Origin of the sequence: Salinimicrobium flavum (assembly GCF_042684505.1) — a bacterium.
GTDB lineage: Bacteria > Bacteroidota > Bacteroidia > Flavobacteriales > Flavobacteriaceae > Salinimicrobium > Salinimicrobium flavum.
Genome location: NZ_JBHULT010000006.1, coordinates 356,633 through 378,065 on the forward strand (window position 1 = coordinate 356,633; position 21,433 = coordinate 378,065).

The window sequence follows — 21,433 nt, forward strand, 5'->3', positions numbered from 1 at the left end:
AGTTATAACTGGTGCGGTTCGATATGCCTTGGATGTTTTCCGAATTTGCGGGTATCTTCTTTTGTTAAGATCCTGAAATCTTCGGTATGGGAAAGGCTGTCGAGCTTTTTAAAAAGCTCAGGAGGTAAGCCTGTTAGTTTTCTTTCCTTAAGATCAATCCAGCCTCCCATCATTTCGCAGGCCGCAAAGTTTCGGCCTTTATGATCAAAGAAATCATGTACGAATTCAAAATACATTCCGTCTTTAGAAAGTCCTTTTAACTTAAGGGTTACTGTTACAGGTTTACCTGCAAAGACTTCCTTGAAATAATAAATATGTTCATAGAAGACCACGGGTCCAAGACCGAAACGGGCCATTTCCTTTTGACCGAACCCATTGTCCATCAAAAATCCCATGCGTGTATGGCTCATAAAATTTACGTAGGCCGTATTCGCCAGGTGACGGTTCGCATCAATGTCACTCCATCTTATCTCGAACTCTTTCTTGTACATATTGTAATTTTGGGATAAAATTACATAAATTTTATTATGCACGCATAATTGTTTTTTGTTCATTAGCCCCTAAGACTAAATAAGTTACAAAAAATGCCTGTGATAGAAAGTAGTTATCGGCCACCCGCGGTTTTCAGGAATTACCACATCTCCACGATCTATGCGGCCACCTTGCGATCAATTGAAGTGGAGCAGGAAAGGGAAAGGATCGAACTGTTGGACGATGATTTTCTGGATATAGACTGGAGCTTTTCAGCAAAAGGAAGTGCAGATAAAGTACTGGTGGTAATGCACGGCCTGGAAGGAAGTTCCAAGAGGCCCTATATGAAAGGGCTTGCAAAGCATTTTTCCAGGAACGGCTGGGATGTCGCAGCAGTTAACCTTCGAGGTTGTAGCGGCGAACTCAACAGGAAATTCAAGTCCTACCATGCAGGCGCAACCGAAGACCTGGAACAGGTTATTAACCACCTCCTTTCCAAAAATAAGTACAACAGCATCTGTCTTAAAGGATACAGTCTTGGGGGAAATCTCGTATTGAAATATTTAGGGGAAGAACGGGAAATTCCTTTCCAAATAAAGGCCGCAGTAGTAGTTTCAGTACCATGCGATCTATATGGATCACTTAAAAAGCTTCAGGAGACCAGAAATATTCTCTATGCCAGGCGCTTCTTAGGAAAGTTGAAAACCCATTTACTGGCGAGAGCAGATAAATTCCCCCAGCAGATCTCGAGGGAAGAAATAACCGCCTGTAAATCCCTTCTCGATATTGACGATCTGTACACCAGTAAAGCTCATGAATTTGAAAACGCGCTCACCTATTATCGGGAGAACAGTTCCCGACAGTTCCTTACTAATATTAAGCACCCCACCCTTATCATCAACGCGAAGAATGACGGTTTCCTTTCGGTTAATTCCTATCCAATAAAGATCGCAGAGGAAATGGAAAATCTATTCCTGGAGATGCCATCTTATGGAGGGCATGTAGGATTCCTCCAAAATAAGGAGGTGACCTATAACGAAGCCCGCGCACTGGAGTTTTTGGAATCTCGATTAAAACTCTAACTCATATTTAAAAAGCTAAATACAGGTTAAAAATCTCTTTCTGCTTCTCAAGTAGATCAATTTCAATTTAAATTAGTAGAAAAATTTCATGAATCTTGATCCTGATAAGGGACATGTAGCCAAAATAAGATCTGCCGGCTTCTTTACCAAGGGTATGGTCTATGTGCTCATTGGCAGCCTTACTTTAATGGCGACCTTCCAACTCGGTGGGGACATAACCAGCACAGACGGGGTGGTGAAATTCCTGCTCACCCTTCCCTTCGGAAAAGTAATTGGAGCAGTCGTAGCTCTGGGTTTGACCGCCTATATTTTATGGCGTTTGTACCAAATGCTCTTTCTCCCGGGCACCTACGGGCCCAAGAATGTAAAAAACACTTTTAAGAGGTTCAGGTTCCTCTATTCAGGGATCTTTTACGGAATTATCGCCTATTCATTTGCAGAACCCTTGCTCACCGAGTTCTCGGATTTAGGCAGTACCGGCAGTAGCTCCTCCTCGAATGAAGAAAAGGCTGCTCTTTGGGAACTGCTTTCAACAGACTGGGGAAAGATCGCTCTTTGGCTTCTGGCTGCCGTTGTCGCAGGACAGGCCCTTTGGCAATTCCAGCTGGCCCGTAGCGGAAAATTCATGAAGAAGATCGACAACTATCCGGACATTCGACATGAATACGACTTTATTAAAAAAACGGGGAAATTAGGATATTCGGCCAGGGGAGTGGTGTTTGGAATTATTTCATTTTTCCTGGTAAGGGTGATCCTGGAACATAATGCCAGTATTTACAAAGGTACCGAAGCAGCCCTGCAGTACCTGCTCAGCTTTTCCTACGGCTCTTACCTGTTGGGAGCTACTGCGCTGGGTTTGATAGCCTATGGCATCTTCAATGTCATGGTGGCCCGTCATGCAGATCTTACTACCATCAATTAGATCCCAGAAGTTCTATGCCGCATAAACACAATTGAAGGCTCCTGACTTTGCACTGCTACATAATTCATTATCTTTGCGCAATCATTAAAAACCAAGCATGATTCAGTCAATGACAGGCTTTGGAAAGAGCATTCTGCAACTGCCTTCCAAAAAGATCACCGTAGAGATCAAATCTCTTAACAGCAAGAACATGGACCTCAACGCACGTATTCCTTCGCAATACCGCGAAAAGGAATTACAACTGCGCAACAGGATCTCCCGTGAACTTACCCGCGGAAAAGTGGATTTTTCGGTCTTCGTTGAAGTAAGCGGGGAAGAAACTACGGCAGCCGTTAACCCTGCGGTAGTAAGAAAATATATGGACCAGCTAAGATCTATTGTTCCCGGAGACGATACTGAATTGCTTAAAATGGCCGTTCGTATGCCCGATGCTCTTAAGACGGAAAGGGAAGAGATCAATGAAGAAGAGTTCAAAGCCATCGAAAAAGCTGTAATAGAGGCATTGAAAGAGATCAATGACTTTCGCTCTGCCGAAGGAAAAGCCCTGGAAGATGAACTTTTTCAACGAGCAAAGAATATTCAGGACCTGCTTTCGCGTGTGATGTCTATGGACCCCGAAAGAATAGCATCGGTAAGGGAACGTCTTCATAAAGGAGTAGCCGAACTCAAAGAAGAGGTTGATGAGAACCGTTTTGAACAGGAATTAGTCTACTACATCGAAAAATTTGATATCACCGAAGAAAAAGTGCGACTGGAAAACCATATGAACTATTTCCTCGAAACGCTGAATTCAACAGATTCGAATGGGAAAAAACTCGCTTTCATTTCCCAGGAGATGGGTCGGGAGATCAATACCATTGGCAGCAAGTCCAATTACGCACCTATGCAACAACTGGTCGTACAAATGAAGGATGAGCTCGAAAAGATCAAGGAACAACTATTAAACGTATTGTAATGTCAGACGGAAAACTGATCGTATTTTCGGCACCTTCAGGATCGGGGAAGACCACTATCGTACGTTACCTGCTGGCACAGGAGGAACTCGATCTCGAATTCTCCATCTCAGCTACTTCCAGAGAACCCAGGGGTCATGAAGTTGATGGTAAGGATTACTATTTTTTGAACCTTAAGGAATTCAAGAATAAGATCAAGAATGACGAATTCCTGGAATGGGAGGAAGTTTACCGGGACAATTTCTACGGCACCTTAAAGAGCGAAGTTGAACGTATTTGGTCTCATGGTAAAAATGTCATTTTTGACATCGATGTGGTGGGCGGTCTGGACATTAAGAATATTTATCCAGAAAAAACCCTGGCTGTTTTTGTAAAACCTCCCAGTATAGAAGAGCTCAAAATACGGCTTAAAAAGAGACAGACAGAGTCACCAGATAAGATCAATATGCGCATAGCGAAGGCTTCCATTGAATTAGCCACCGCACCTCAATTTGATCATATTATTATCAACAACGACCTTAGTACTGCGCTGGAAGAAGCTTACACCCTCGTATCTGAATTTGTGGGAGCTGAAAAAAAGATCAAAAAGTGAAAAAGAAAGTCGGGCTTTTCTTCGGAACTTTTAATCCTGTACACATAGGCCATCTTATTCTTGCCAATCACCTTTTGCAGTATTCAGACCTGGATGAACTTTGGCTGGTGGTCACTCCCCATAATCCCTTAAAGAAGAAAAACAGTCTCCTAAATAATCACCACCGTTATGAAATGGTTTGGCGTCTCTGTGAAGATTATCCCGGACTAAAACCAAGTGACGTGGAATTCAACCTTCCGCAGCCAAACTACACAGTCTTTACCCTTGCCCACCTGGAAGAGAAATATCCTGAAATAGATTTTTCCCTGATCATGGGAGAAGACAACCTGAAGAGTTTTCCGAAGTGGAAAAACTACGAGGTCATACTGGAGCGTTATAATGTGATAGTTTATCCGCGTTTTTCAGAAGGTGCTATTGATCCCGTTTTTGAAGACCATCCAAAGATCACAAGGATCAAAGCCCCAAGAATGGAAATATCTTCGACTTTCATTAGAAAAGCAATTAAAGAAGGCAAGGATGTAAGGCCGTTGCTGCCAAACGTGGTGTGGAAGTATATTGAAGAAATGAACTTTTACAGATAAAAAAAATTGCCCCCGGGTTTTGGACCACGACGGCAATTCTTCACTAACTAACCAACCAAAAAAGATTAAACTCTTCTAAAAAATAATCTTTCTAATGGTATAACGTACATTTATTTTCTATCGTACATATTTTTATTGTTTTGAGTGTTAAAGTTTTAGACTGTTTGTTTTACTTTTAATTTTATCTTCAGAAGCAGCTTTCATCAAAGCCTTTTTATTTTCCTTATTTTTGGGGGCAGAAAAAAAAACCTTTATGGAGTCATCACCAAAATTTGCCGTTTTAGGTGGAGGGAGCTGGGCCACAGCCATAGTTAAAATGTTATGTGAGAATCTGGATGAGGTGAGTTGGTATATGCGTAGCGTATATGCCATAGAACACATCAAGAAGCAGGAACACAACCCAAATTACCTTAGTTCTGTTGAGTTTGATATCAACCAGCTTCACCTCAGCAATGACATCAACAAGATCGTAAAGGAGGCAGATGTACTGATTTTCGCAATCCCTTCAGCTTTTCTAAAAAGGGAGCTTGATAATCTTACCGAATCCCTTGACGGGAAGATCATTTTCTCTGCCATTAAAGGTATAGTCCCCGAGACCAGCCTTATCGTAGGAGAACATTTCCACAAAACCTATAACATCCCTTATGACAACATTGGGGTGATCACGGGACCTTGCCATGCAGAAGAGGTAGCCCTTGAACGTTTGTCTTATCTAACCATTGCTTGCGCAGATGAGGAGAAGGCAAAACTGGTAGCCAAAAACCTTAGCAGCGACTATATTACCTGTAAGACCAGTGATGACATCATAGGAACTGAATATGCCGCGATGCTGAAGAATATTTATGCTATTGCAGCGGGAATCGCTCACGGGCTGGGCTATGGTGATAATTTCCAGAGTGTCCTAATGAGCAATGCTATCAGGGAGATGAAGAAATTCATTAAGAAGGTGCATAAGATGAAGCGAAATATCAATGATTCGGCTTATTTGGGTGACCTTTTAGTGACGGGGTATTCTGTCTTTAGCAGGAACAGGATGTTCGGAAACATGATTGGGAAAGGTTATACCGTGAAAAGTGCGCAAATGGAAATGAGTATGGTGGCAGAAGGTTACTATGCAACAGATAGCGCGTTCAAGATCGCAACAGACACGGGCGCAAAAACTCCTATTATCAAGGCTGTTTACGCTATTCTTTACGAAGGGAAAGAACCTAAAAAGGTGTTCGCAAAGCTGGCAGAAAAACTGGATTAATCAGTGCTTCGGAAAGGCAGTATCACCAAAAATATTTATCTTTTCAGAAGAAGTTTAATATCAGCGACATGCAGTCCTCAGCACAAACTCCTGAAGAATATCTCCATTCCCTTCCTGCGGAAAGAAAAGAGGCTGTAATAAGAATACGCACAGAATTACTGAATAATTTACCGGAAGGATTCGAAGAAGGCATAAATTACGGTATGCTCAGCTATCATGTACCGCACTCCCTTTACCCTTCAGGGTATCACGCAGCTCCTGAAAAACCACTTCCGTTCATCAATCTTGCCAACCAAAAGAATTTTATCGCCCTGTATCATATGGGGCTGTATTCAGATCCCAAATTGCTGCAGTGGTTTAAAGAAGAATTCGTGGAACATTCTTCAAAAGAGCTTGATATGGGAAAAAGCTGTATCAGGTTCAAAAGTATGAAAGACATCCCCTTCGAACTCATTGGAGAACTGGCTTCAAAAATAACTCCCAAAGAGTGGATGGACACCTATAATAAGGTGATAAAAAGATAGACTTACTTTAGCAGTACACCTCTTTTCTTCATCACCGGGAGGTCTCTTAAAGCCTTTTCGTTGACTGTATTCTTTCTGAAAATGTATTTTTTGTGGTACATCTTTCCTTCAGCAAAAAACGAGACCGAGAATTCATTGTTCAGTTTTAAAACTTCCTCCTGCAAAAATTCAATTTTCGCATAAGATTTTGGAGGCAAATTATCCAGGCTATGGCGCATGGTTGAAGTCTGATGGTCCCCGTCAAAGCCTTTGCTTACGATCAACACCCCCTCAACTGCGTGGTCCCGGTCATTGATAAGATAAGCGTTCCAGTCCATGCTGCCATATTCTTCATGCTTTTCACGCACGGCGGCAACATAAAGGTTTGTTACCTCTGGAATGTCGATGTCTGTTTTCACTAATCGGTGACTTTGCCTTTAATCCATTTATAAAGTCCCCATAAGATTAGTGCGGCAACTCCCAGAAGGATAGCCCCTATAGTGAATTCAATGATCTCGATGGCTACTAAAAGAATAATAACCCCTAGAGCAATAATTCCGAATATTATAAGGCCTGCTGTTTTCATATAGATGATTTAAACTGTTCCAGAAATCTCATGTCATTCTCATAGAACATGCGAATATCTCCTATCTGGTAAAGCAGCATGGCAATTCTTTCTATCCCCATTCCAAAAGCAAAACCTGAATATTCTGCTGGATCTATGTTACAGTTGCGAAGTACGTTTGGATCTACCATTCCGCAGCCCATGATCTCAAGCCAGCCGGTACCTTTTGTGATACGGTAATCTGTCTCGGTTTCAAGGCCCCAGTAAATATCTACTTCTGCACTTGGCTCGGTGAACGGAAAATAAGATGGACGTAAACGTATCTTGGATTTTCCGAACAACTGCTTTGTAAAATACAATAAAGTTTGCTTCAAATCTGCGAAAGAGACATTTTTATCAATGTACAGGCCTTCTACCTGGTGAAAGATACAATGCGAACGTGCTGAAATAGCTTCATTCCTGAAAACTCTCCCCGGGGAGATTGTCCTGATAGGTGGCTGATTGTTCTCCATGTACCGCACTTGTACAGATGAGGTGTGGGTACGCAGCAAGACATCAGGGTTAGTTTGGATAAAAAAGGTATCCTGCATATCACGGGCAGGATGATATTCGGGTAAATTAAGCGCTGTAAAGTTATGCCAGTCATCTTCAATTTCAGGACCTTCAGAAACATTGAAACCTATATTAGTGAAGATCTCGATGATCTGGTTCTTTACAATGGAGATAGGATGCCGGGCTCCAATTTCAATGGGTTCTCCTGGACGGGAAAGGTCTCCGTAGATACCTTTTTCCTCCTCCTTGCTTTCCAGTTCATCTTTTAATTGCTGAACTTTATCCTGCGCAGCATTCTTAAGGTTATTGACCGCCTGCCCAAATTCCTTTTTTTGCTCGTTAGGAACATTTTTGAACTCGGCAAAATAGTGGTTCAAAATGCCTTTTTTTCCAAGGTATTTTATACGGAAATCTTCTACTTCCTGTTTGGTAGAAGCTTTGAAGGCCTCAATTTCAGAAATATAGTCCTGAATTTTATCTGTCATAATCCCTTTATTTAGGAAGCGCAAATTTAAAAAAATAATACGGTATTCTCTCCCGATCTCCGTTGTGTTTTGGAGCAGGAGGTAAGATTGCCCTCAGGGCTGAGCAAAAGTTATTTTATATAATCCTTTTCCATGAAATACTGCACAATGGCTTCTTTCATAAGAACGCTTTGTTCCCCCGCCTTTAGAACGGGAAGTTCCTCCAGTACTTTATAGTGCGGCCAGCCGTCATCATCGAAGAATTCAAATTCATAATACCCATATGGCTCCAGCAAACGGCAAATTGCTATATGCATAAGATCCAGCTTATGGTCCTTTTTGAATTTTCTGTGCACCTGGCCCAGCTCCTGAAGACCTATAAGGTATATAATAGCATCCAGCTCAAGCTTTTCCCCATCAGCGAATTGCGAAGAAAGCTTCTCTTCCACCTGGGTCCAGCGTTGTTTTAATTGTTCATCTCTTGACATATTGCAAAGGTAATTACTAGGAACGGGATTTTACTATCTTTGAGAACATGAATATAATTGATATTATTCTCAGCATCCTTCTTCTGTTAGGAATTGTAAGAGGACTGTACAAAGGATTTCTGGCAGAACTTGCCGGACTCATTGCCTTAATTGCGGGTATTTATGCAGCTATACATTTTTCGGGTTTTACCTACGCCTTCTTCTCAGGTTTTCTTGACTGGGATGAAAAATTCCTCATCATTCTTGCATTTGCCACCACCTTTTTCGTAGTTGCAATATTGATTACCCTTGCCGGGGGAATACTCACCCGTATGGCCAATCTACTGATGTTGGGAATTTTAAACCGACTCCTGGGAGCTGTTTTCGGATTTATTAAAATGGCATTTCTGGCCAGCCTCTTCTTTATGTTCGTTGATTACTTCGATGTTTTTGAAGTGGAAGAGGAAACCAAAGAAACCTCTGTGCTTTATGCACCCGTAAGGAAAATTGCCCCGTTATTACTACCTACACTTATTGAAGAAATAAAGGAAGGTGAGCTTTTTGAGAGCCCGTCAAATGAAGAAGGAACTGAGAACGAAAGCAAGTGCCTAAAAGTTTAGCTGGTAGATCTCATCAAGCTGTGAATCATTGCTCACGTTCACATTAAGGTCTTTGATGATACCCGAACTTACCCCGTAAACCCAACCATGCAGATTGAGGTCCTGTTCGTTCTTCCATGCATTCTGAACAATTGAAGTCTTGGCCAGGTCAAAAACCTGTTCCACAACATTTAGTTCCACGAATCTGTCGAACCTTTGGCCTTCATCTTCGATCTTATCGAGTTCAGGTTTATGCAGCCGGTAGATATTTTTAATATGTCTTATCCAGTTATCAATGAGCCCTATAGACTGGTTACCCATAGCTGCCTGTACCCCGCCACAACCATAATGGCCACATACAATAACATGTTTCACCTTTAAAACATTGACCGCGTAATCAAGGACACTCAACATGTTCATATCTGTGTGCACCACCATATTGGCAATATTTCGGTGAACAAAGACCTCCCCCGGTTGGGCTCCAATGATCTGGTTTGCGGGTACCCTGCTGTCTGCACAACCAATCCATAATAAGGGTGGCTGCTGCCCGTGGGCAAGATTTTCGAAATATTTTGGATCGGCCCTAAGATTTTCCTCAACCCACTCTTTGTTATTCTGGATGATCTTTTTATAGAAATCGTTCATAGCAATGGTTTTTTATTGATCGGGCAGCAATTTACAATCTTTTTACATCTTCGCGAAGTAACCAACCCTGGCTTCCGTTGGGGAGTTCTATCTCAAACCAATCCTGGTAATCTTCGGTGATCTTTACTTTAGCGCCCTCATGCAATACAAAAACTTCTGAACTTCTTGAGTTGGGCTCACCTTTTACTTCTACTTCTTCGGAAAAAACAATAGCATAGGTACTGCTTTCCACGGCACTTTGTTTAATGAGACCTATTCCTGCGGAAAACACCGAGAATAACAGAAAGAACATTCCTGCAATGAAAAATATCCTTTTGAACAGCGATCTTCTGCTGAAGTAGTATGCAAGGAAAAAAGATACAAATACCATCATACCTATAATGGCCAACCAGCCCCAGCCTGATGGGGAAAGAGCCGAAGTAGCCGAATTAAAGAAACCTGAAAAACCTTCCTCAGCAGGTTCTTCTATGGCATCAAGGGCCATATTCTTTGCAAAGGTCAGGTTATTCTTTACATCCTCATCTTTGGGCTTCAGCAGTAAGGCCTTTTCATAGTGATAGATACTGGGAGCTATGTGATTGAGTTTATAATGAGCGTTCCCGAGATTATAATGCACAGCCACCGAGGTTTCCCCATTCTGTAAGATCTGGTCATAAGCTTCAATAGCTTCTTCATACCTTCCGTCTGCATAGGCAGAATTGGCATTTTCAAACAATTCCTGATTTTGACCGTTGCCGGCCATGCCCATCAAAAAGAAAACTATATAAAAAACCTTTTTCATACCTGTTTGTCTATTTCTGAAATTACCTCAACTGCCTTGTCATAGTCCTGGCGCATGGCCACACTAGATGAAGGGGTATATCGGGCAAATTCACAGCTTTCAAGCAATTTAATAAAATCTGTCACCGTACCTGCGGCCACCCCTCTGCTCGTCAACAGATCCCTGATATGTTCCTTGCTCATTTCACTGGTCTGTATGTGCAGTTTAGCCTTCAGGTAATTGTGAAGTGCCCTTTCCAGGGAGTCATAGAATTTTTTCTGGTCACCCAGGTTTCTTTTTGCTTCAGAAAGGTATTTACGTGCAAGCCGGTCAGCTTTTCTCACCCTGTTCCCCCGGAGGTCACCTGCCTTTGCCTCACGCCTTTTCCCGAAGAAAATGGCCAGAGGAATTAATACCAGGGGAAGTGCGAAAAGGCTCCAGAATAGTGGAGACCCAATAAAAGCGCTTTCTCCTATGGGTTTTAGGTTTGCATTTAATTTAATATACCTGAACTGGCTACCAGTTACCGGAGCCTGTTGCGCCACACTACCTGAAACTGAGGAAGCTCGTCCTGCAGGAGCACTTCCCACGTCAATAAGTATTTCGTCTGATGTAAGGGTCCTGTATGACTCTGAGTCCAGGTCAAAATAGGAAAAAGAGAGTGGCGGGATGGGATATTTCCCCTTTGCCTGCGGCACCAAGGTATAGGTGTTGAAGATGCTTCCATACATTCCGCTAAGGTTTGTATTCACATGCTCCACATACTCAGGTTCATATTGCTCCATAGTTGCAGGAACATTTAAGGGAGGCAGGTCAAACAGCTTCATATTTCCCTGGCCGGTAACCTGGACTTTTGCCTGCAGCGATTCGGTTGCCCGCAGTTCATTTTTATCGACCGTGACCTTTAACTTCAGGTTCTTTCCAACTGCACCCGTAAATCCCGGGGGTTTTCCTTCTTCAGGAAGCGGTTTCACCTCAATGGTACGGTTTCCGGCAGCAATGGTTTTATCCACAGTTTCATAAAAACGGTTTCCAAAGATGTCCCTTCGGTCACCGGGTACTTCAACAGAAACTGAAAGGGTAAGGGGCTCAATGTTAAGTTTTCCCGTTTTTTGTGGATATAAGACGGTCTTCCGCAGTATCACATAACGATAGGGTTCCCCCTGGTACTCGCCATTTTCCACCTGGAGGCGCTGCATATCTATATTCTGGCTCCAGAAGTCACTAAATTTTGGATTATCAATTTGTCTCCAGTCGCTTACATTGATACGAGGGCTAACATACAACTTGTATACTACGGTAATGGCCTCATTAAGATAGGGATTGGTATTGGAGATCTCTGCTACCAAATGAAGATTTTCTGAAGCAATATAGGTTGAATTATTACCATCTGTAGGCTCATCAACCGCTGCGGTCACCTCGACCTCAAAGGGCAGTGTTTTATAAACCTCTCCCTCTATAGTGATCTCTGCCTGCCCTATCCTGAATTTCCCGGTTTTTTTAGGAGCAAGGAAATAGCTGTAGGTTTTGGAATAGCTCCTTTTCCCATTGATCCAACTGTTGCTCACAGCCTGGTTTGGCCCACCTACTACCGTAAAATCTGAAAAAGAAGGCGGTTCAAAATTATCCCCGTCTTCATTCATGATAAAATCAACACGCAAACGTTCATTCACTCCCAGCTTCTTCTTACTGGGCTTGGCATCGAACTGCACCTGCGCCATTGCAAATCCCGAAACCAAAAAAACCACTATAAAAAGGATCCTGTTCTTCATTTTTCTTACCAGTCTTTTTCAGTTTTTGTTTTAGCGCCTTTTACTTTTTCCGCATTCACTTTTTCCTGTACTTTTTTCTCTTCGTTGCCCATAGCTTCCAAAAGGTTTTTCACCTGTTGAGGAGATAGCTGGCCGGGTCTGGGCTGAGGCTGTTTTTGCTGCTCCTCTTCAGAGCCTTCCTGCGGCTGCTGTTTATCCTGGTCCTGCGGTTTGCCTTCATCATCTTTCTTATCTTCTCCTTCTTTCTTGTCCTGCTTATCTTCTTCTCCTCCCTCACTATCATCCTGAGGCTTCCCTTCATCGTTCTTTTCTTTTTCGCCCTCGTCACCCTGCTGGTCTTTTTGATCCTGCTTTTGCTCCTGGTCCTGATCCTGCTGATCTTTGTCCTGCTGGTTGTCATCCTCGCCGCCGCCTTTCTTTTCTTCCTCGAGCATTTTCTTCGCCAGTGCATAATTGTACCTGGTCTCTTCATCCCCGGGATCGTTGCGCAAAGCATTTTTATAGGCTTCCACGGCTTCCTTGTATTTCTTTTGCTTCATGAACGCGTTCCCCTGGTTATGAAAGGAATTGTGCTTAAGAGGTTTTTCTTCGGCTACTTTAGCCGACTGGGAATGCCTTTGTACGGCTTCACCGGTAATTTCGTTGTTGTAGTAAAGGTTTCCGAGATTGTAACGGGCCTCAGCATTTTCGGGGTCTTTGGCAATTGCCTGCCTGTAATATGCCTCGGCAGTCGCCATATCATTCTCAGCAAGGGCGGCTTCTGCCTCCTGCATGTACTTTTTGGCTGCTTTTGCTGCTTTTTCAGGATCTTCCTGAGCAGAAAGTGATATTTGAAGCATCGGGAAGATGCTCAAAAAAGTGAATAGGAAAAGAACTGTTCTTTTTTTCATCGTCATCGTCTATTCCTCATTAAACAAATTTAATCTTTTTAACCATGAAGTCCGGCGTTCCAAAAGAAGGATATCCAGCAACAGAAATAGAACTCCTAAAGCAAGGAACCATTGGAACTGGCTCTTATATTCGGCTACCTGTCTTGCCTCGAACTCCTTTTTATCCAGATTCTGAAGAACCTCAGTTACCTCATTCACCACCTCATTTGTAACCCTGCCGTCAACATAAATTCCGTTAGCTGCAGCGGCGATATTCTTCAGAGTCTCTTCGTTCAATCTGGTGATCACGGTTTCCCCATTACTATCCTTTTTATAACTCTGAACAACCCCCCTGTGTTTTTCAGGAATAGGTCCCCCTTTAAGGGTACCCACCCCAATGGTCACAATTCTAATGCCCTTTTTGGCAGCTTCCTGCGCGATCTTGTCTATCTCCCCTTCATGATCTTCCCCATCACTAATGAGAAAGAGCACACGACTGGTTTGATCTGCATCATTAAAATAAGTAGTTGCCAGCTCAATAGCTTCTTTAATTGCAGTTCCCTGAGATGAGACCATATCTGTATTCATGGACTGCAGGAACATCTTGGCAGCTGAATAATCTGTGGTTATGGGCAACTGCGGAAAAGCACTTCCTGCATAAGCAATTATTCCCACCCTGTCACTCGCCAGATTGTTGATGATCTGAGTAACCAGTTGTTTTGATTTTTCCAGCCTGTTTGGAGCGATGTCTTCAGCCAGCATACTTTTAGAAACATCAATAGCAAAAACAAGATCAACACCTTCCCTTTTAACGGTTTCCAGTTTTGTGCCAAACTGGGGATTCACCAGTGCGATCACGAAACTCAGAAAAGCAAAGGATAATACCACCACCTTTAATATAGATTTCCCTAAAGACCGCTCCGGAGCCAGTTTTTTAAGCAGTTCCTTATCTGCGAATTTATTCTGGGTACGTCGCTGCCAAAAGATCACCACGGCAAATGCAAGCAGGATCACCGGGATTACCAAAAGGTACCAGAAATATGTCTTTTCTTCGAACAGGAACACTTCAAACATAATTATACAAAGCTTCTAAAAACGGTGAACTTCAGCAAGAGCTCGAAAAGAAGTAAACCTATGGCCAGCAAGACCAGGGGACGGAACTTCTCTTCGTAGTTGTAAAATTTCAATTCATCGATCTCTGTCTTTTCAAGAGCATCAATCTCCTCATAAATAGCCTCCAATTTTTCATTATTGGTCGCCCTGAAGTACTTTCCGCCGGTGGCATCGGCGATCTCTTTTAACAGCTGCTCATCGATCTCTACCGGGACCCGCCCGTACTGAAAAGAGCCATCGGGACGAATTGCCACGGGAGACATGGCAGTTCCGTTACTTCCCACACCTATGGTATAAGTCTTTATCCCAAATTCCACAGCCAGTTCACTGGCGATCTTGGGGTCAATAAAGCCCGCATTATTTACTCCGTCGGTCAACAGAATGATCACCTTACTCTCGGCCTTACTGTCTTTTAACCTGTTAACGGCAGTCGCAAGTCCCATTCCAATGGCTGTTCCGTTTTCAAGGACATTATTATAAGAAACATCTTCAAGAGCAGCAAGGACAATGTTCTTATCACTGGTTATAGGTGTTTTGGTGAAACTCTCCCCGGCATAAACCACCAACCCAATCCTGTCTCCCGGACGGTTCCTTATAAATTCTGCAGCCACTTCTTTTGTCGCATCCAGGCGGTTTGGCTCGAGGTCTCGTGCCAGCATACTGGCGGAAACATCAATTGCCATCACGATGTCAATTCCCAGGGTGGAACTGCTCCTTGTAGATACATCTACAGAGCGTGGCCTGGCAAGGGCCGTGATCACCAGGGTGAGGACCAGTAACCGCAATATAAAAAGCACCGGTTTTAGTTTACTGAGAATTCCTGGTTTGTTTTCAAAAGCTTTGGTACTTGAGATCCTGAGTTCTGCAGTTTGCTGTTTTCGCTTCCAGACATACCAGCCCAGGGCCAGCGGCAAAAGCAACAGTAACCAGAAAAATTGCGGATTTTCAAAGTTGAAATTGTCAAACATCAATTTTCGGGATTTCTTAGTTCAACAGAAGTGGTGATACGCTGTGCGATCTCTTCGGCGTAAGTATCACCTGCATTAAAGATCACTACGATTTGCTGGTAACCTCCGCCTTCCCCAAAATTAAGGATGGTGTACTCTTTTTGGAGTGGTTTATCGTCCTCTTCAGGCTGCATGACCAGACTTCCGAAGATCTTTATTCCCTCAGCCCCATTAAGAGTAGTGATCTTTTCATCTTTGGTAATGATATTGCGGGCTCCTCTTTTCTCGAGATAGGTGTAAACTTCTTCCACCGCCGAATTCAGATCAAATTCCTGGCCTGCAGGCCTGGTGTTGAGCTCTACAAATAAGATTCCTTCAGGATCACCTTTCCTGAAAGTCTCTTTGTCACCTGCCCTTTCCAATGAATCTGCAACCACACGTTTAAGAACATCTAGAGTGGTTATACTTACCGGCGGGGTTCCATATTCACTTTGAATCCATTCCCCTTCCAGCAAATCTTTGCTCTGATTCCCCAGATAAGTGTCCCTGTAAAATTCGAAACCTTTGGTCGAAATGATGTAGGCGGTTATTCCGCTGAAAACTATTGCAAAAAGAAGTATCCCTACAAGTAACTTCCTGATCTTCTTTTTTCTTTCGAGTTTCTCACGATATTCGATATCACGCAGAAGATCTTCCTCGCTAGGTTGCGGAATGGAGGCCTTGGTATCTTTTATCACATGTTCTACGCTGTTCCTGTCCTCTTTCGCAGTGATCACATCGGGCCGGGAATTTGCGAATTTTGCCAAATCTGCCCTTTCAAGGATCTGCCTTAGACGCTGAATGGTACTTTCCTCCAGCTTCAATTTCCCTTTGGCACGCTCAGCTTCAAGATAGAGAATAAGTTCTCCTGTAGTACTTTCAAGAGCATGATCATAGATCTCCCCATCAAGATACCTTCGCACAGCTGCTGAAAGCTGGGAATAATATTCCTTAATTTCCCGTTGTTCCAGCAGATGTGAATTATCAAGCTGCTGCAGTTCAAAAATTGCCTGTTCATATGGCGGCAACTTTTTTGCAGCTTCTTCTTTCTTTCTTTTTCTGCGGAAGAATAGATAGACTAGAATTCCACCCACCACTAATATGCCCAACAACCACCAAAACCAGTCAGGTACGGTAAATCCTGAAGAAACCTCAACGGAAGGTTTTATGGGAAACATTTTTTGTTTGGTAGTATCTACCACGACATCTGCCACTACCACTGTCATGGAATCTGTATAGTAGGGCCGGTCATTGATCAATACCTGTTGTCGAGGAATGGTATAGCTTCCCGAATCCCACTGGGTAAGTGTATATTCTTTAATAAGCATGAAACGATCACTTATTTTGTTGGTATCGGCGGTAAAGGATTCCACCATCTCAAGCGGTGAAAAAGTTTGCCCTTCAGGAAATACTACAAGATCTGTTGAATCTGTCTCTACCTGAATGTTATACAGGATCTGTTCCCCCAATTTAATGGAAGCGGTGTCAATTGAAGCCGATACCTCCTGTGCTTCCCCGGATAAAGAAAAAAGAAAGATGATCATTAAAATAAAAGATCGGCATACCATGATCTCACCATCTTTAAATTTTATCATTTTCAATTTCCTGTTATTCATCACTTTACCGCTAAGCATTTTTCTAAGCCCTCATTTTAAAGTAGCCCAGTAATTTTTTTACGTAACTTTCATCAACCCGGGTACTGATGACACCGGCGCCGCTTTTTCTAAAACTTTCCCTAAAATACTCCACTTTATCACGGTTATACTTCGCGTAATTGTTCCTGACACTTTTAGAAGAGGTGTCTGTTAGGATCCTCCTTCCTGTTTCCTCATCGAGTAGGTGGATCACCCCGAGATCCGGGATTTCTTCTTCTTTGGCATCAAACACCCTTATACCGGTTACATCATGCCTGCCACTCGTAATCTTAAGTGTTCGCTGATAATCTTCAGCAATAAAATCAGACAAGACAAAAACGATCGCCTTTTTCTTCATTACCCTCGAAAGGTAGCTTAAGGCATTTGAAATATCAGTTTTTTGACTCTTTGGGTGAAACTCCAGCAATTCCCTGATGATCCTCAAAACATGGGAGCGTCCTTTTTTTGGAGGAATATAAAGTTCTATGATATCTGTGAACAGGATCAGTCCTATTTTGTCATTGTTCTGGGTGGCCGAAAATGCGAGGGTTGCTGCAATTTCCGTAATAATATCCTTTTTAAAGCTGTTGCGGGTACCAAATAATCCTGAGCCGGAAACATCTACCACCAGCATCATGGTAAGTTCCCTTTCCTCCTCGAAAACCTTTACAAAAGGTTCAGAATAGCGGGCAGTGACATTCCAGTCTATATTCCTTACATCATCACCAAACTGGTACTGTCGCACCTCACTAAAGGTCATTCCCCGTCCCTTAAAAGTAGAATGGTATTCCCCGCCAAAAATGTGATCACTCAAACGGCGGGTCTTGATCTCTATTTTCCGGACTTTTTTGAGTAGTTCCTTAGTATCCATTTCTTCAATTAGCAATGATCATTAAACAATTTACAAGGAACAATTACCATTTTTCAAGTTCATCCAAAACCTGATCATTGATAATTGTCAATTGCTCATTGATTAAGGTACTTCGATCTCGTTAACGATCTTGTTGATGATATCTTCGGAAGTAACATTTTCGGCTTCGGCTTCATAGGTGATTCCTATTCTGTGGCGAAGTACGTCGTGTACCACTGCCCTTACATCTTCAGGCACTACATAACCCCTGCGCCTAATAAAGGCATAGCATTTTGCGGCAGTGGCAAGATTGATACTTCCACGGGGAGAAGCTCCAAAATTGATGAGAGGTTTAAGATTTTCCAGATTGTACTTTTCGGGAAAACGGGTGGCAAAAACAATGTCCAGAATATACTTTTCGATCTTCTCATCCATATAAACCTCCCTAACCGCCTGCTGTGCGCGGGCGATCTGTTCCAGTGACACCACCGGATTCACCTGCTCAAAACTTCCTTTAAGATTGGATCTTATGATCAACTGTTCCTCGCTCATTTCGGGATACTTGATCACCGTCTTCAACATGAAACGGTCAACCTGGGCTTCGGGTAAAGGATAAGTTCCTTCCTGCTCCACGGGGTTTTGGGTTGCCATTACCAGGAAAGGTCTGTCAAGACGAAAGGTTTCTTCACCAATGGTCACCTGCTTTTCCTGCATGGCTTCGAGTAAAGCAGACTGAACCTTGGCGGGCGCCCGGTTGATCTCATCTGCCAATACAAAATTCGCGAAAATAGGACCTTTCTTGATACTGAAATCGTTCAGTTTCATATTGTAGATAAGGGTTCCCACAACATCTGCCGGTAAAAGATCGGGGGTAAATTGAATTCTACTAAAGCTTCCATGTACTGCCTGGGAAAGGGTATTTATGGCGAGGGTCTTTGCCAGCCCCGGCACCCCTTCAAGTAAAATATGGCCCTGACCCAATAAACCTATTAAAAGTCGTTCGACCATGTGCTTTTGGCCTACAATGACTTTCTTCATTTCGGAGGTCAAAATATCCACAAAGGCACTTTCTCTTTCTATCTTTTCATTGATACTGGCTATGTCTATTGCGCTGTTGTTTTCCTGCATTTAAGATAATTTTTTGAATGGTGAAGATAATCACATATGCTGAACGGCACAAGTGACACAAATATTCAACCAATTTTTCTTAAAATTTTGTTAAAACAAAAAAGCAGCGGAGTTATCGCTGCTTTTTTCCAATATAATTAATTTAGTTCTTCGGGGCTTATTCGCCATCCAGGTATAAAGGATCAAGGTTCACAGAGGATCCTTGTTCTACCTTTACGTTGTTAACAACGACAGGATTAAGACCCACACCTGCCGCAGGAGTGGCTGTCACTTTGTACGTTCCTGCCGACAGCCCGTGTACCATGAAATTCCCTTCTGCATTGGTATAGGCAGAAGCTGAAGTATTGGCATTTTCAACGGTAATCAATACCTGCTCTGTAGTTGGATGAACAGATCCTACAATTGCACCTGAATTTTCTTCCACAGATACCCGAATTACCGGTTTAAGGTTAAAACCTCCAGCACCGGTAGTCACAATAGATTTATCAACATCAAAATCCATGATGAAGGTATACTCTGCATCTGCTTCAAGTTCCTGGTTCACCTGTAATTTAAGACCAGATTCCTGGCCGCTTGGGATCTTCAGAAGTAGTGGTTGCTCTGTACCGTTAAGCACAACAGAGTTTTTATCTCCAAGAACCAGCCTTATCTGGTGCAGGTAACCTGCAGGAATTTCGGTATCTACCAATAATTCGGTCATACCGCCCGTCAAGGTAAGTAGATCGTATTCTCCGGTCCTTACCCCTTCCAGACTTTCCCATCCTTCTTCATCAGTACCCTCGGTTGAAGTCTTGATCATTACGTCCTCAACTTCAACATACACATGGGCATAATCTCCGGGAGCATCGGTAAGCTCAATCCTTACTCTGGCATTCCCTTCCGCAGATTCTGAAGAATCGTCATCTGAACTACAACTAACAAAACCTATTGCAAGAGCAAACAGGAATAAAAATAAATGGTACTTTTTCATAAATAGGTTTTTTAGATTTAGACATTGTTAACGGGGGAAAAGCTGGAATAATCTGTCACCGGTCTCACTTTAACTTTTTTTAACTTTACCCCGGCTTGCTTTAACAACCGGTCTTCGGCTTAAAAAGTAATAGTTTACTACATTTAAAAAATGAGGCAAAGAAATTCATATTCCCGTATAATTCAGGACATCACAGACTGGGAGCAGGCACCAAAAGGTGAAATAATCAGGCTGTACCATCATTGTGTTGAAAAGAACATCACTTCGTTTATGATCACCGGCTCCAACAGGCAGATTCCCAAAACAGAATTGCCGGGAATAGCCCTCAGTGAAAGTGGTCTGAGCAGGGATGAGATACAGCTTTTAGGTGGTATGAGCAGAATCCCGGGGGATTCTGATGAGCTGGTGCTCCAGGTGGAGAATTTACTCCTAAAACTGGACACAGATTACCTGGATCTTTTCTTTCTGGACCTTAACACTCCCACAGAAGTAATTATGCCTGCAATAGAACGATTATTTTCCCAGGGAAAGATCGTGGAGACCGGGGTTTATGATCTTCACCGGCCGGGTAGTAATTTCACCCCCCATAAAAACACAGTTAAGGCAAATATTTCGAAATGGGATTTTACTCCTGCCGCTGTTAAAAGCCTTTTATTGAAAGAACCTTTTTCAGAAGAGATCGAAGAAATGCTCTGGATACATATAAGTGACCCAAATAATTTAAAACCTTTGGAACAAATGGCCCAAAAATATAGCCTTTCAGAACAAGAGCTTCTGTTTGCATGGCTATTACACCATGAGGTACCCTTTCACCTGGTCCTGGGCGGCAGGGATAAAGAACTTATCAATTCGGCATCAAAAGCCCTGCATACAACATTGATCCAGGAAGACTGGCAAAACCTTCCGAAGAAATTATAGAATAAAAACAATTTATAAAAAATGAGTAGGATAGCATTGATCACAGGAGCCAGCAGCGGAATTGGAAAAGCCACCGCAATGGCCCTGGCAGAAGAAGGTTATGACCTGATCATCTGCGGAAGGCGAAAAGACGCCCTCAAAGAACTTCAGGACAGGCTGCACAAACAGGTAAAGGTACATGTACTGCGATTTGATGTACGCGACAAGAAAGAAGTCAAGGAAGCCATTCACAGCCTTCCGGAAGATCTTAAAAAGATCGATATCCTGGTTAATAATGCCGGGAACGCTCACGGCATGGACCCCATTCACTCGGGAAGTCTGGAAGACTGGGACGCCATGATCGACATAAATATAAAAGGACTGCTATATGTTAGTAAAGCGATCATTCCGCAGATGACCGAAAGAAGGCATGGCCATATTATCAATATTGGTTCTATTGCCGGAAAAGAAGTTTATCCTAACGGCAATGTGTACAGCGCGACCAAACATGCCGTAGATGCGATAAATAAAGGAATGCGCATGGATCTTAATGATTATGGGATTAAGGTTGGTGCTATAAATCCGGGGCTGGTAGAGACCGGTTTCAGTGAAGTACGCTTTAAAGGAGATTCAGAAAGGGCACGTTCTGTTTACGAGGGATATCAACCTTTAAAAGCTGAAGATATCGCTGAAATCATCAGGTTCATGGTCACCCGCCCGCCGCACGTCAATATTGCCGATTTAATGGTATTACCTACTGCCCAGGCCAGTTCCACTATTCTGAAAAAAGACTAAAAAGGATCAATCCC

Annotated in this window: 25 protein-coding genes; 10 read left to right on the forward strand and 15 right to left on the reverse strand. The window is 42.9% G+C overall.

Annotated elements, in window-relative coordinates; genetic code table 11:
* Nucleotides 1–2: 2 nt before the first annotated feature.
* A complete protein-coding gene (locus ACFSTG_RS04940) occupies nucleotides 3–491 on the reverse strand; it encodes an acyl-CoA thioesterase (RefSeq protein WP_380749053.1) in 489 nt (162 codons plus the stop codon).
* Nucleotides 492–584: 93 nt separating this feature from the next.
* Here ACFSTG_RS04940 and ACFSTG_RS04945 point away from each other — a divergent pair, with 93 nt between their 5' ends.
* From ACFSTG_RS04945 to ACFSTG_RS04975, 7 genes are all read left to right on the forward strand, one after another.
* Nucleotides 585–1,553 carry a YheT family hydrolase gene (locus ACFSTG_RS04945; RefSeq protein WP_380749055.1) on the forward strand — a complete coding sequence of 323 codons (969 nt, stop codon included), beginning with the start codon at nucleotides 585–587 and terminating at the stop codon, nucleotides 1,551–1,553.
* Nucleotides 1,554–1,641: 88 nt separating this feature from the next.
* The gene (locus ACFSTG_RS04950) at nucleotides 1,642–2,475 is read left to right on the forward strand and encodes a DUF1206 domain-containing protein (RefSeq protein WP_380749057.1); all 834 of its coding nucleotides are present in this window, start codon (nucleotides 1,642–1,644) and stop codon (nucleotides 2,473–2,475) included.
* A 97-nt stretch (nucleotides 2,476–2,572) separates the two neighbouring features.
* Nucleotides 2,573–3,430 carry a YicC/YloC family endoribonuclease gene (locus ACFSTG_RS04955; protein WP_380749059.1) on the forward strand — a complete coding sequence of 286 codons (858 nt, stop codon included), beginning with the start codon at nucleotides 2,573–2,575 and terminating at the stop codon, nucleotides 3,428–3,430.
* Nucleotides 3,430–4,020, forward strand: a complete 591-nt coding sequence (gene gmk / locus ACFSTG_RS04960; RefSeq protein WP_380749061.1) for a guanylate kinase — start codon at nucleotides 3,430–3,432, stop codon at nucleotides 4,018–4,020. Before ACFSTG_RS04955 ends, gmk begins: the two co-directional genes overlap by 1 nt.
* Nucleotides 4,017–4,601 carry a nicotinate (nicotinamide) nucleotide adenylyltransferase gene (gene nadD / locus ACFSTG_RS04965; RefSeq protein WP_380749063.1) on the forward strand — a complete coding sequence of 195 codons (585 nt, stop codon included), beginning with the start codon at nucleotides 4,017–4,019 and terminating at the stop codon, nucleotides 4,599–4,601. The genes gmk and nadD overlap by 4 nt, the downstream gene beginning before the upstream one ends.
* Nucleotides 4,602–4,854: 253 nt before the next feature.
* Entirely contained in the window at nucleotides 4,855–5,850 is a 996-nt protein-coding gene (locus ACFSTG_RS04970; RefSeq protein WP_380749065.1) for an NAD(P)H-dependent glycerol-3-phosphate dehydrogenase, read from the forward strand.
* 68 nt (nucleotides 5,851–5,918) lie between these two features.
* Nucleotides 5,919–6,374, forward strand: a complete 456-nt coding sequence (locus ACFSTG_RS04975) for a DUF1801 domain-containing protein (RefSeq protein ID WP_380749067.1) — start codon at nucleotides 5,919–5,921, stop codon at nucleotides 6,372–6,374.
* 2 nt (nucleotides 6,375–6,376) lie between these two features.
* On the opposite strand, the gene ACFSTG_RS04980 is transcribed toward ACFSTG_RS04975, so the two are convergent.
* The 4 genes from ACFSTG_RS04980 to ACFSTG_RS04995 all read right to left on the reverse strand — a co-directional run bounded on the left by ACFSTG_RS04980 (nucleotide 6,377) and on the right by ACFSTG_RS04995 (nucleotide 8,422).
* Entirely contained in the window at nucleotides 6,377–6,772 is a 396-nt protein-coding gene (locus tag ACFSTG_RS04980) for a hypothetical protein (protein ID WP_380749069.1), read from the reverse strand.
* Nucleotides 6,772–6,939, reverse strand: coding sequence for a hypothetical protein (locus ACFSTG_RS04985; RefSeq protein ID WP_380749071.1), 168 nt, complete (start codon nucleotides 6,937–6,939; stop codon nucleotides 6,772–6,774). The genes ACFSTG_RS04980 and ACFSTG_RS04985 overlap by 1 nt, the downstream gene beginning before the upstream one ends.
* Nucleotides 6,936–7,955 carry a phenylalanine--tRNA ligase subunit alpha gene (pheS, locus tag ACFSTG_RS04990; RefSeq protein ID WP_380749073.1) on the reverse strand — a complete coding sequence of 340 codons (1,020 nt, stop codon included), beginning with the start codon at nucleotides 7,953–7,955 and terminating at the stop codon, nucleotides 6,936–6,938. Before pheS ends, ACFSTG_RS04985 begins: the two co-directional genes overlap by 4 nt.
* 110 nt (nucleotides 7,956–8,065) lie before the next feature.
* Nucleotides 8,066–8,422 (reverse strand): hypothetical protein, encoded by a 357-nt coding sequence (locus ACFSTG_RS04995; RefSeq protein WP_380749075.1) that lies wholly within the window; start codon nucleotides 8,420–8,422, stop codon nucleotides 8,066–8,068.
* A gap of 47 nt (nucleotides 8,423–8,469) precedes the next feature.
* On the opposite strand from ACFSTG_RS04995, the gene ACFSTG_RS05000 reads away from it, so the two are divergent.
* On the forward strand, nucleotides 8,470–9,021 hold the full coding sequence (locus ACFSTG_RS05000; RefSeq protein WP_380749077.1) for a CvpA family protein: 552 nt from the start codon (nucleotides 8,470–8,472) through the stop codon (nucleotides 9,019–9,021).
* Here ACFSTG_RS05000 and can read toward each other — a convergent pair.
* The 10 genes from can to ACFSTG_RS05050 form a co-directional block, all read right to left on the reverse strand.
* On the reverse strand, nucleotides 9,010–9,645 hold the full coding sequence (gene can, locus ACFSTG_RS05005) for a carbonate dehydratase (protein WP_380749079.1): 636 nt from the start codon (nucleotides 9,643–9,645) through the stop codon (nucleotides 9,010–9,012). The two genes, ACFSTG_RS05000 and can, sit on opposite strands and share 12 nt — an antisense overlap.
* A gap of 31 nt (nucleotides 9,646–9,676) precedes the next feature.
* Complete coding sequence (locus tag ACFSTG_RS05010) at nucleotides 9,677–10,426, reverse strand: SH3 domain-containing protein (protein WP_380749081.1); 750 nt, start codon at nucleotides 10,424–10,426, stop codon at nucleotides 9,677–9,679.
* The gene (locus ACFSTG_RS05015) at nucleotides 10,423–12,177 is read right to left on the reverse strand and encodes a BatD family protein (RefSeq protein WP_380749083.1); all 1,755 of its coding nucleotides are present in this window, start codon (nucleotides 12,175–12,177) and stop codon (nucleotides 10,423–10,425) included. Before ACFSTG_RS05015 ends, ACFSTG_RS05010 begins: the two co-directional genes overlap by 4 nt.
* Nucleotides 12,178–12,182: 5 nt before the next feature.
* Nucleotides 12,183–13,067 (reverse strand): tetratricopeptide repeat protein, encoded by an 885-nt coding sequence (locus tag ACFSTG_RS05020; RefSeq protein WP_380749085.1) that lies wholly within the window; start codon nucleotides 13,065–13,067, stop codon nucleotides 12,183–12,185.
* A 9-nt stretch (nucleotides 13,068–13,076) separates the two neighbouring features.
* Nucleotides 13,077–14,111: a VWA domain-containing protein gene (locus ACFSTG_RS05025; protein WP_380750798.1), complete on the reverse strand. Its 1,035-nt coding sequence runs from the start codon at nucleotides 14,109–14,111 to the stop codon at nucleotides 13,077–13,079.
* Nucleotides 14,112–14,122: 11 nt separating this feature from the next.
* The gene (locus ACFSTG_RS05030; protein WP_380749087.1) at nucleotides 14,123–15,127 is read right to left on the reverse strand and encodes a vWA domain-containing protein; all 1,005 of its coding nucleotides are present in this window, start codon (nucleotides 15,125–15,127) and stop codon (nucleotides 14,123–14,125) included.
* The gene (locus ACFSTG_RS05035; protein ID WP_380749089.1) at nucleotides 15,127–16,740 is read right to left on the reverse strand and encodes a DUF4381 domain-containing protein; all 1,614 of its coding nucleotides are present in this window, start codon (nucleotides 16,738–16,740) and stop codon (nucleotides 15,127–15,129) included. The genes ACFSTG_RS05030 and ACFSTG_RS05035 overlap by 1 nt, the downstream gene beginning before the upstream one ends.
* A gap of 43 nt (nucleotides 16,741–16,783) precedes the next feature.
* Complete coding sequence (locus ACFSTG_RS05040) at nucleotides 16,784–17,650, reverse strand: DUF58 domain-containing protein (protein WP_380749091.1); 867 nt, start codon at nucleotides 17,648–17,650, stop codon at nucleotides 16,784–16,786.
* A gap of 102 nt (nucleotides 17,651–17,752) precedes the next feature.
* The gene (locus tag ACFSTG_RS05045) at nucleotides 17,753–18,757 is read right to left on the reverse strand and encodes an AAA family ATPase (protein ID WP_380749093.1); all 1,005 of its coding nucleotides are present in this window, start codon (nucleotides 18,755–18,757) and stop codon (nucleotides 17,753–17,755) included.
* Nucleotides 18,758–18,914: 157 nt separating this feature from the next.
* Entirely contained in the window at nucleotides 18,915–19,727 is an 813-nt protein-coding gene (locus tag ACFSTG_RS05050; RefSeq protein WP_380749095.1) for a DUF4382 domain-containing protein, read from the reverse strand.
* 150 nt (nucleotides 19,728–19,877) lie between these two features.
* Between ACFSTG_RS05050 and ACFSTG_RS05055 the strand changes: the two genes are divergently transcribed.
* A complete protein-coding gene (locus tag ACFSTG_RS05055) occupies nucleotides 19,878–20,645 on the forward strand; it encodes a hypothetical protein (protein ID WP_380749097.1) in 768 nt (255 codons plus the stop codon).
* 21 nt (nucleotides 20,646–20,666) lie between these two features.
* Nucleotides 20,667–21,419: an SDR family NAD(P)-dependent oxidoreductase gene (locus ACFSTG_RS05060; RefSeq protein ID WP_380749099.1), complete on the forward strand. Its 753-nt coding sequence runs from the start codon at nucleotides 20,667–20,669 to the stop codon at nucleotides 21,417–21,419.
* The last annotated feature ends 14 nt before the right edge of the window (nucleotides 21,420–21,433 follow it).